The organism is Dysgonomonas sp. Marseille-P4677 (assembly GCF_016652235.1).
In the GTDB taxonomy this organism is placed as follows: domain Bacteria; phylum Bacteroidota; class Bacteroidia; order Bacteroidales; family Dysgonomonadaceae; genus Dysgonomonas.
Genome location: NZ_JAEPKU010000148.1, coordinates 1 through 10,399 on the forward strand (window position 1 = coordinate 1; position 10,399 = coordinate 10,399).

At 36.1% G+C, this 10,399-nt stretch carries 5 protein-coding genes; 4 read left to right on the forward strand and 1 reads right to left on the reverse strand.

All coding sequences use genetic code 11. The features are described 5' to 3' along the window. Nucleotides 1-196 precede the first annotated feature (196 nt). Nucleotides 197-2,044, reverse strand: a complete 1,848-nt coding sequence (locus tag JGH11_RS17335) for a glycoside hydrolase family 2 protein (protein ID WP_201113907.1) — start codon at nucleotides 2,042-2,044, stop codon at nucleotides 197-199. A 256-nt stretch (nucleotides 2,045-2,300) separates the two neighbouring features. Here JGH11_RS17335 and JGH11_RS17340 point away from each other — a divergent pair, with 256 nt between their 5' ends. Genes JGH11_RS17340 through JGH11_RS17355 form a run of 4 tightly spaced genes read left to right on the forward strand, consistent with a single transcriptional unit; the run spans nucleotide 2,301 to nucleotide 10,393 of the window. Further along, nucleotides 2,301-3,866, forward strand: a complete 1,566-nt coding sequence (locus JGH11_RS17340) for a sodium/sugar symporter (RefSeq protein WP_236264110.1) — start codon at nucleotides 2,301-2,303, stop codon at nucleotides 3,864-3,866. A 23-nt stretch (nucleotides 3,867-3,889) separates the two neighbouring features. Further along, complete coding sequence (locus JGH11_RS17345) at nucleotides 3,890-6,982, forward strand: TonB-dependent receptor (protein ID WP_201113909.1); 3,093 nt, start codon at nucleotides 3,890-3,892, stop codon at nucleotides 6,980-6,982. A 23-nt stretch (nucleotides 6,983-7,005) separates the two neighbouring features. Then, nucleotides 7,006-8,499 carry a RagB/SusD family nutrient uptake outer membrane protein gene (locus JGH11_RS17350; protein ID WP_201113910.1) on the forward strand — a complete coding sequence of 498 codons (1,494 nt, stop codon included), beginning with the start codon at nucleotides 7,006-7,008 and terminating at the stop codon, nucleotides 8,497-8,499. A gap of 40 nt (nucleotides 8,500-8,539) precedes the next feature. Further along, nucleotides 8,540-10,393, forward strand: coding sequence for a glycoside hydrolase family 97 protein (locus JGH11_RS17355; RefSeq protein WP_201113912.1), 1,854 nt, complete (start codon nucleotides 8,540-8,542; stop codon nucleotides 10,391-10,393). Nucleotides 10,394-10,399 lie beyond the last annotated feature (6 nt).

The following is a 10,399-nucleotide window of genomic DNA, read 5'->3' on the forward strand; positions in this document are numbered from 1 at the left end:
CTTAGATATTGATTGGCAACGAGGGCATTCCATATAGATAGTTTCTTATAAAGATAACAAATCTATATCAAATTACCAAATCCGTATTTTCTTCTATATTATAAAAGAGTTAGTTTATACCCATTTATAAATGGATGTCTTCCAATGAAATATTTTGAGATTTACCCTAATCTTAAAGTGTCTTTTTAATTTATTATTACGGAAGTTGTTTAGAAAAAATAGCATGAATTCGTCTCATATCAAACTTACTTCTACGGTCATAATAATATATACCATTCTGTTCCTGTTCTACGTCTGTTAATTGAGTATAACAGAATCCCCATACATGCTCTTTTAAAGATAATATAGCGTTTACCTGACTTTCCAATCTAAGATAGAATTCATCTTCTGTTTTTGCAATATCACCATATCCCCATGAATCTTCTTCAGGCTGTTTCGTGACACATTTAATTCCACCGAATTCATCTATAAGGTAAGGAATTCCACCCGTATATAGAGGATAATCATATGTAGTATATGATTTGGGCGGATTAAAACCTATATTGCCAGTATATGGTTTTATCGGATCAATAGGCGTTTGTTGAAATCTGGTTCCGTCAAATAATTCTTGTTTAAGCTTTTGTCCTTCTTGCTGATAATTATGAACTGTCCATATATCTGTTTTTACATGTACACCTCCACTCGATGTGTTTACAGGACGGGTTGGGTCGAGATTATGTGTTATATTATATAAATCTTCGCAAAAACGGGGGTACTGTACCATATCCGGCCACCATTCTTCATTCATAGGAGTCCATAATATAATAGAGGGATGGTTACGGTCTCTGACTACAATATTACTCCATTCGGAAAAGAAGTTACGTGCAGTCTCAATATTATTCGCATCCATGCCCCAACTGGGAGCTTCTCCCCATGTAAGATATCCTAGTTTATCTGCCCAATAATGAAATCTTTCTTCAAATATTTTCTGATGTAGGCGGGCTCCGTTAAATCCAGCCTGGATAGACAATTGAATGTCGTTTTTTAGAGCTTCATCATTCGGGGCTGTCCATATCCCATCCGGATAAAATCCCTGGTCTAAAATCAGACGTTGATAATAAGGTTGATTGTTCAGATATATCTTGTTTCCTTCAATATGTACCTTTCGCATCCCTGCATAAGAGCTTATCTCATCTTTAACATTACCTTCAGAATCGAAAACAGTACATTCTATATCGTATAAAAAAGGTGAGTCCGGGCTCCATAATTTCATGTTCTTGATTGGAATACATATGGGTATTCCCTGATTGAGTTTTACTTCTTTTTTTATAATAACTTTCTCTCCCTCCTTGATAATAATACACATAATATTATCCCTGTTTATAGAATAAAAGGTAGGAGTTAAAATTAGTTGTTTTTGGTCAATATCAGAGATAATCGATATATTTTGTATTCCCTCTCTATCAACAGCCTCCATCCATACAGTCTGCCATATACCCGTCGTACGTGTATAATTGCAACCATACGAGTTAAGTTGCAGGCTTTGTTTCCCTGCTGCTTGTTTCCCTCCGCGGATATCACTCTTGGCCCGTATTACCAAATCATGATCTTTACCATTTTGTACAAACCCAGTAATATCTATTGAGAAAGAATCCGAACCTCCAAAATGTCGTGCGATGAACTTACCATCTATATAAATTTCCGATTCATAATAGATTGCTCCAAAATTAAGAATAATATTTCGTTGGGTCCAGTCAAAAGGTATCCCGATAATCCTGTGATACCATATAGCCGGTATAAAATCTGTATACGCTACACCCGATAATTTGCTTTCAGGTGGAAAAGGTACTGTTATTTTATTGTCGAACCCTTGACTTTTATTGTAGTTTTTGGCTATTCCGATTTCGGCCATATCAAATATATATGTCCATTCACCATTCAGATTTATCCATTCTTTACGTTCAAATTGTGGGCGGGGATATTCCGAACGTGGAATTATAGCACTATGTGTGGTTATACATATGTGTAATAACATCAACACTGTTAAATAGCTCACTTTTCTCATAATTCTTCCATTTTATATTTAAATTAGATAAATAACTCACTCACTCACATAAGATGCTTGCAGTAAAATGATAACTAATGCCTATCTATATTCAAATATATTTAAAAAATCTATCTAAAAATCTGAAAATTCCGATTTGGAACTATCAACATATTAATAGTTCCGATTTGTGTAATTATAAGATATTTCATTCATGTTTCAGGGTGAAAAGCTATTATAACTTTGTATTAATCCTTACATCTAAAATATTTCAATCATGAATCTGACTCCATTAGACATTTGTATTTTCTCTATATATTGTGTCATAATAATATTTATAGGCCTGTATGTGTCGCGCACAAAAAAGGGAGAAAAGAAAAATAGCACTGACTACTTTCTGGCTGGAAGAAGCCTTGGCTGGATAACTATAGGTGCCTCAATTATTGCAGCAAATATTTCGGCAGAACAATTCATTGGAATGTCAGGTTCGGGGTATGCTATTGGATTGGGTATGGCAACATATGAATGGATTGCAGCATTAGGCTTGATAATAGTGGCGAAATGGTTTCTTCCCATTTTTCTTAAAATGAAAATATACACCATGCCACAATTTTTAGAACAACGTTATGACAAACGTGTGAAAACTGTAATGGCTATATTCTGGCTGTTGGTATTTATCTTCATCAATCTTACATCCATATTATATTTAGGTGCATTGACTATAAAAAGTCTTGTCGGAGTACCATTAATATATGGTGTTATCTTTCTTGCTGCATTTGCTGCAATCTACTCAGTTTATGGCGGAATAAAGGCTGTTGCAGTTACAGACGTTGTGCAAGTTGCAATATTAGTGGGTGGAGGTCTCCTTGCAACTTATTTTGCTATGGATAAGCTGGGAGATGGTAATGGTTTCTTGCAAGGTTTCAGTAATATGTATGAAACATCCAGGGATAAATTCCATTTAATATTGAAGTCATCCAACCCAGGGTATAAAGACCTGCCTGGCATATCTGTAATAATAGGAGGGCTTTGGGTTGCCAATTTATATTATTGGGGTTGTAATCAATATATTATACAAAGGGCCCTAGCTGCCAAATCGTTACGGGAGTCACAGAAGGGGATTGAATTTGCCGCTATACTGAAACTGTTTGTTCCGCTTATAGTCGTGATTCCGGGCATTGCCGTATATTCAATGGGGATAGAATTAGATAAACCTGATGAAGCCTATCCTTGGCTCTTAAGCAATATTATGCCGGTCGGTGTAAGGGGAATAACATTTGCCGCGCTCACTGCTGCTATTGTTAGTGCAGTGGCAACAATGCTTAATAGTATATCTACAATTTTCACGATGGATATTTATAAACCAATACTTCATAAGACAGCCTCGGAGAGTCGTCTTGTTAATGTAGGACGTTTAAGCTGTATTATCTCTTTAACGATAGCAATCATAATAGCACCATTGCTTACAAATATTGATCAGGCTTTTCAATATATACAGGAATTCACAGGCTTTATAAGCCCAGGAGCTCTTGCCATATTTCTGATGGGATTCTTTTATAAGAAAGCGACGGCAAACGGAGCACTGCTTGCTGCTATAGGAAGTTTTGTCTTTTCTGGACTGATGAAATTTCTGTTTCCTGATTTTCCTTGGATGGATAGGATGCTGATCGTATTCATTCTGTGTTTGATCACTATTGTAATCAGTACGTTGATAGAGAAAAAAGGCGATAGTAAGTTCGCTATAGAACTTACCCCAGGCATGTTTAAGACAAGCAAAGCATTCAATATAATTGCATTAATAATCATAGCTATACTTGTACTATTTTACTTATTGTGGTGGTAGTCCACTTCTAAATCGGATAAACTATGAAAAAACTAAGTTTAATTATTACTTTACTCTTGTTCATATCCATATATGGAAATGCACAAGGAATTGAGGTTCGGGGAATTGTAAAAGACAAGTCAACACAAGACCCTATAACAATGGCTAGTGTCATTATAAAAGGTACAACAATTGGTACAGTGACAGATTCTGAGGGTAAATTCTCTATAAAAGCACCTTCTGATACGGTTACTCTTGAAGTTATTTTTATTGGTTACATTAAATTTACAACTATTGTAGGTTCTCAGCGTTCGTTAGACATACAATTGGAAGAAGATTTGGCTGAATTGAGTGAGGTTGTTGTTGTAGGTTACGGTACACAACGTAAGAAAGATATCACTGGAGCTGTGTCCCAGGTAGGGGAAAAACTAATAAAAGAAGTTCCTGTGACTAATCTGAATGCTGCATTGCAGGGGCGTGCTGCCGGAGTTCAGGTTGTATCTGGCGATCATGCTCCCGGAGGTGGGGTAAGTGTGAATATACGTGGTAAGAGTTCTATTTCTCAGTCTGGTGAGCCTATTTATGTAGTAGACGGTGTAATAATGCAGGGAACATTAAACAATATCAATCCAAATGATATTCAGTCAATTGATATCTTGAAAGACGCTTCATCGGCGGCTATATATGGTTCACGGGCAGCAAATGGGGTTGTAATTGTCACTACTAAACGAGGTGCATCGGGATATAATAAGATATCATATGATGGATATGTAGGTTTTCAGAGTATATTGAATAAACAAAAAATGTTGAATGGCAATCAACTTGCCGAAATCCGTATCGAAGGACTGGTTAATCAGGAAATGGATAAAATAATGCAGACCAATCCTTCTATTTCCCAAGATGCTTACTTGTCGCAATTCAAAACGCTGAAAGATAGTTACTGGAAATCATTACCATCTTTTTCTGAACTCGAAAAACAAACATTACTCAATGGTGAATCTTATAATTGGGCAGACCGGATTACTCAATCTGGAATTACTCAAGATCACACAGTTTCTTTCTCTGGTGGGAATGATTTGTATACTTACTATATCAGTGGTAATTATAACAATCAGAAAGGTGTAATAATAGGTTCCGGATCTGAACGTTTTTCGGGAAGAATAAACTTTGACCAAAAAATGAAAAAATGGTTCAAAGTAGGAATGAATGCTACAGCTTCACATATAACACAAGATATTGCAGGCACTTCTATCGGTCAGGGACTAGGGGCTAATCCTCTTATTCCGTTCGAGGTTAATGGAGAACCACCATTAGATTTACCTTTCTATTCAAGTAATGGACAAAGTAATCCTGTATTATCGGATAAGATCGATAATGAAAGAGTTTCGAAACGAGTTTCAGCATCTTTCTATGCAATAGCGAATATTCTTCCAGAGCTGGAGTTAAAGACAAACTTCTCTATAGATATGGTAGATAATTCAGCATTCGTTTATGTCCCACGTAGTATCAAGCAAGGAATGACAGTAAATGGATATGGACAAATAACTAAAGAATCTTGGGTAGATTGGATATGGGATAATACTCTCACTTATAATAAGACCTTCAATAAGGTACATGCTTTTACCGGTATGGTAGGTATTTCTTTAGAAAAGAATAAATATGAAGGAAATAATTCATATGGACAAGGATTCTCTACCGATGTATTGTCTTATAAAAGCTTAGGTGCTGCAACAGATTTTCCTTCAAATAAACAGTGGTCCCAATTTGCGTATTGGCAAATAGCATCATATATAGCACGTATTAATTATGCCTATGACAGTAAATACTTGTTGACTTTTACAGGACGGTATGATGGTAATTCAAAATATGGCATAAATAATAAATGGGGATTCTTCCCTTCCGTTGCAGCTGCATGGAGAATTTCCAGTGAAAGATTTATGGCAGATGTAACTGCCATTGACGATTTAAAACTTCGTTTAGGATATGGGCAACTGGGAAACAGCAACTTGGCCTCATATGCTTCATTTACACAGATTGTTCCCGGTATTACAGCAATGGGACCTGATGGTGTAAATACATTGCAAAACAGTGACCAGATAATGGGTAATCCAAATCTGAAATGGGAAAGAGAAACACAGTTGAATGTTGGTCTTGATCTCACCATGTTTAACGGACGTTTGAATTTTACAGCTGATGCATATAAAACATCAAATAAAGATCTTGTATTGCTGACACCTTATCCGGTTACAACAGGTTACCTTAATAAATATACAAATGTTGGAGAACTTGAAAATAAAGGATTGGAGTTGACGCTTGGTGGGCGTATAATAGATTCGAGTGTGAAGTGGGATGCCAGCATAAACTGGTCAACAAATAAGAATAAATTAACTAAATTATATGGTGGTATTACAGAAAGGCTTAATGATGTAAATAATCCGTTAGGAGCAGGATGGTGGGTTGGCGAATCGTTGGGGACAATCTATACATATGAATACCAAGGTGTATATCAATGGGATGATGACCGGGAAGAAATGGACTTGAGAAAAGACGGTATTATAGGTGGTGAAAGTTATTATCCAGGAGATAATATAATCAAGGATCAGGATGGAGATAATCAGATAACAGGAAAGGATCGTAAAATTATGGGATACACAGATCCTAAAGGTTACGGTGGATTCAGTACATCTATCTCGTATAAAGGTTTATCTCTGAATACAGTATTCAATTATGTGTATGGAAATGATGTATGGTATAGAGCATATCATGAATACACACTAGGAGGAGGATTTGGTCCATTGAATATGAAAACCGATATGATGAACAGATGGACGCTAGAGAATACAAATACCAATCAGCCTCGTGCACATGCAAATAGCCTTGATAGGATGTTAATATCAAGCCGCCTGATCGAAGATGGTTCCTACTTAAGAATGAAGGTTATCACATTGGCATATGATTTACCAAATAAATTATTAAAGAATATAGGAGCCAGTAATTTGAGAGTATATGTCACAGGACAGAACTTATGGACATGGACTAAATATAAAGGTTTCGACCCGGAAAGTCCGGGTACAGGCTATGACGAAACCTATCCGAGTACCAAAGGAGTTATTTTCGGAATTAATATCGGATTTTAATTCATAATCAAAAACTAAATAACATGAAAACATATAAATATTTAATCTTGTCAGTTATTGCTTGCCTGATTACAGCAAGTTGTAATGACTTTCTGAAAGAGGAGCCTCAGTCCTTTCTCACAACTGAAGGTATAAAGCCAGATAAAGCATTTGTAGAAGCTGAACTGATGGGGGCATATAAGGCACTACTTTTCTTTAAAAATGACAGAGCCGGATTTATTGGAATTACCGGAACAGATGAGGCTGTCGGTAAAACAGTAGAAGTAAATTATTGGTCGGAACAGGGTGCATTGGATAAATACAATGCTGCTCTGAATGCAGATAACTGGATGACAAAATGGCTCTGGGATACAGGATATTTTGCAATAAGTCGTGCCAATAATACCTTGCTTGCAGCTCGGCAGGATGTAACGGGAGCTACAGAAGAGTGGTGTAAAAGTATAGAAAGTGAGGCTCGTTTTGTCAGAGCAGTAGCATATTTCCAACTTGCGCAGTTCTTTGGAGGAGTGCCTATTATTAGTGAAAGTACAGATGTAAGTAAGCCTAATTATCCTCGGGAAGAATTAGCTAAGGTTTATGCTTTGATCCTTGAAGACCTTGATTATGCAGAGAATAATATTAAAACAGAATATGGTTTGGGTAGAGCTACGTATGGAGCAGTTAAAGCGATGAAGGTGAAAACATATATGTACGCTCAAGAAGAGTCCGGTGTACGTAATATTGCAGAAGCAAAGAAAATACTGGGCGAAATAGAGGCTAATAATTTATACAAATTGATGGATAATTACGAAGATCTGTTTAAAGAAGAATATGAAAATGGTACAGAATCTGTTTATGAATTTCAATTCAAATATCCGGAAGAACCGAATCATTTTCAATATTTCTGCGGTTCAAGAGCTGTCGTTTATAATAGTCTTGGTGGAGGTTTTGCCATATTTCTTCCCTCTCAATATTACTTAAGTAGTTTTACGGACGAAAACGATACACGCCTTGAAGCCAGTGTACGGTTTAGATTCTTCTTTAATGGTAATGATATAACAGATGATTGGGCGGGAGATCAGGAATATGTTGCTCCGCATTGTAAAAAATATGAAGATCCAAGTCAGGTTATAGATCCATATCAAAGCTCTAAAAATATTTATTATATAAGGTATGCCGATCTTATTTTGTTATATGCTGAATGTCTTAATGAAACAGGAGAGAAAAATAAAGCTGTAGACCAGGTAAATCGTATACGTACACGCGCAAAGGCTTCCAAAATCGATTATTCTATCAGTCAAGATCAGCTTCGTGATTTTATATACGAAGAAAGAATGAGAGAGCTTGCTTTTGAAGGCTGGAGGAGATTTGACTTGATAAGAAGAGGAAAGCAATATTTTGTAGACCAGGTTTCGATGCATAATCAATTTGCTACAGGAAATGTAAAAGAGTATCATACACTCTATCCAATTCCAAGGAACGAAATAGATATGAATGATGGAATTAGTGATGCGGATCAGAATCCGGGTTACAAATAATTATGAAATAAAATAATAATAAACTTGATATTAACTAGATATGAAAAAATATTTATACGGAACTTTTTGTTTGTTAATTTTTATTGCATTTTTTTCTTGTACGGAAGATAAGTTTTTGGTTAAATCGCCTGATGGCAAAAATACGATTCACCTCATTCTTGGGGAGGATGGGAGTTTATTATACAATATAACCAGAGATAATACGATTTTAGTGCCTAATTCTGCTATTGGAGTCAATAGTAGTGACGAAGGGCATACTTTTACCGATTGCTTAACTTTTGTAGAAGTAATCTCAAACAAAATAAATGAAACATACAATTTACCGACAGGTAAAGTAAAAGTATATCACAATAAATGTAATGAGAAGATATACAAGTTCAAGAATAAAAACGGAAATATAATTAATATCGAATGTAGGGCATACAACGATGGTATAGCTTTCAGATATACGTTCGATAAAGAGGGAGATATCACAATTGTATCAGAAAAGACTAATTTTAATTTTCCAGCTAATATTACCTCGTGGGTAATGGATTATAAAGATGATTATGAGAAATATTATCCCAAAAGGACTTTTTCTGAAATACAGGATAGTGTATTGGCATACCCTGCATTGCTAAACATAAATGATAAATGGATACTTTTAAGCGAAGCCAATGTTTTTAATCATCCTGCAACACGGTTGACCAAAAAAGCAGGAGATGGACTTTTACAAGTAGCTTTCCCTGAAGATTCTTTTACTATTTCAAACAAATATGAATCCCCGTGGCGCACATTTATTATTGGAGATAAACTGGCTACTATTGTAGAATCTGTTTTGGTAGAGAATCTTAATCCTCCATCCGTTATTGAAGATATGTCATGGATTGAACCTGGGATTGCTGTTTTTCCTTGGTGGGGGGATTATCTAGCCAACAGTTATATAGATACATTGAAAATGTATGTGGATATGGCTGCTGAGATGAACTGGCAATGGATAGAATTTGATGTGTCACTTGTAGGTTCACCTTTTAGAACATCTAAATTGTGGGAAACGACCTCATGGTTAAAAGATTTTACCGACTATGCCCGTAGTAAAGGGATAAAAGTATATGGATGGGATGAAATTGAGGTGTTGAAAACGAAGGAAGGTCGTGATCATGTATATGGGAAATACAGAAATTTAGGAATTCAAGGGATAAAAATTGATTATTTGAACAGTGATAAACTCTATGCGATGCAGTTTAGGGAAGATGCCATGAAAGATGCGATTGATTATGGTCTCTTGGTTAGTTTTCATGGGGAAACAATGCCTCGAGGACAGCATCGTAAATACCCCAATTTGATGACTTTAGAAGCTGTAAAAGGAGCAGAGTATTATACATTTGTAGACACCCCACCTACACCGGAACATAACTGTACATTGCCTTTTACACGTAATGTATTGGGCTCAATGGATTATACTCCTGTAACATTTACCCGTAGGAAAGAAAATCCGAGGATAACAACCTATGCACATGAATTGGCATTACCATTTATATTCGAATCGGGATGGGTCGCGATGGCAGATAAGCCTAAAGCATATTTGGAATCTCCGGCAAAAGAGGTATTGAAGAAAATAAAGTGTACATGGGATGAAACTATACTAATCGACGGCTATCCGGGCGAGTTTGTATGTATGGCAAGAAGACATGGAAATGAATGGCATTTAGCTGCTATTAATGCCGGTACTGAAAGGACAGTGAGGGTGAAACTCGATTTCCTGAATGAAGGGACATATACATTTAAGGTATATGAGGACGACCCCGCATCTCCTATTGATAATATAAAAATACGGGAGATAACAGCTTCGGACGGACAAGAATTGGAGTTTAGGCTTATTCCGAATGGTGGTTTTTGTACTATTATACAATAATTAGTC

Excerpts from the sequence above, each read along its gene's own strand:
- JGH11_RS17355 (WP_201113912.1), top strand. The coding sequence starts at position 8,540 with ATGAAAAAATATTTATACGGAACTTTTTGTTTGTTAATTTTTATTGCA.
- JGH11_RS17350 (WP_201113910.1), top strand. The coding sequence starts at position 7,006 with ATGAAAACATATAAATATTTAATCTTGTCAGTTATTGCTTGCCTGATT.
- JGH11_RS17345 (WP_201113909.1), top strand. The coding sequence starts at position 3,890 with ATGAAAAAACTAAGTTTAATTATTACTTTACTCTTGTTCATATCCATA.
- JGH11_RS17340 (WP_236264110.1), top strand. The coding sequence starts at position 2,301 with ATGAATCTGACTCCATTAGACATTTGTATTTTCTCTATATATTGTGTC.
- JGH11_RS17335 (WP_201113907.1), bottom strand. The coding sequence starts at position 2,044 with ATGAGAAAAGTGAGCTATTTAACAGTGTTGATGTTATTACACATATGT.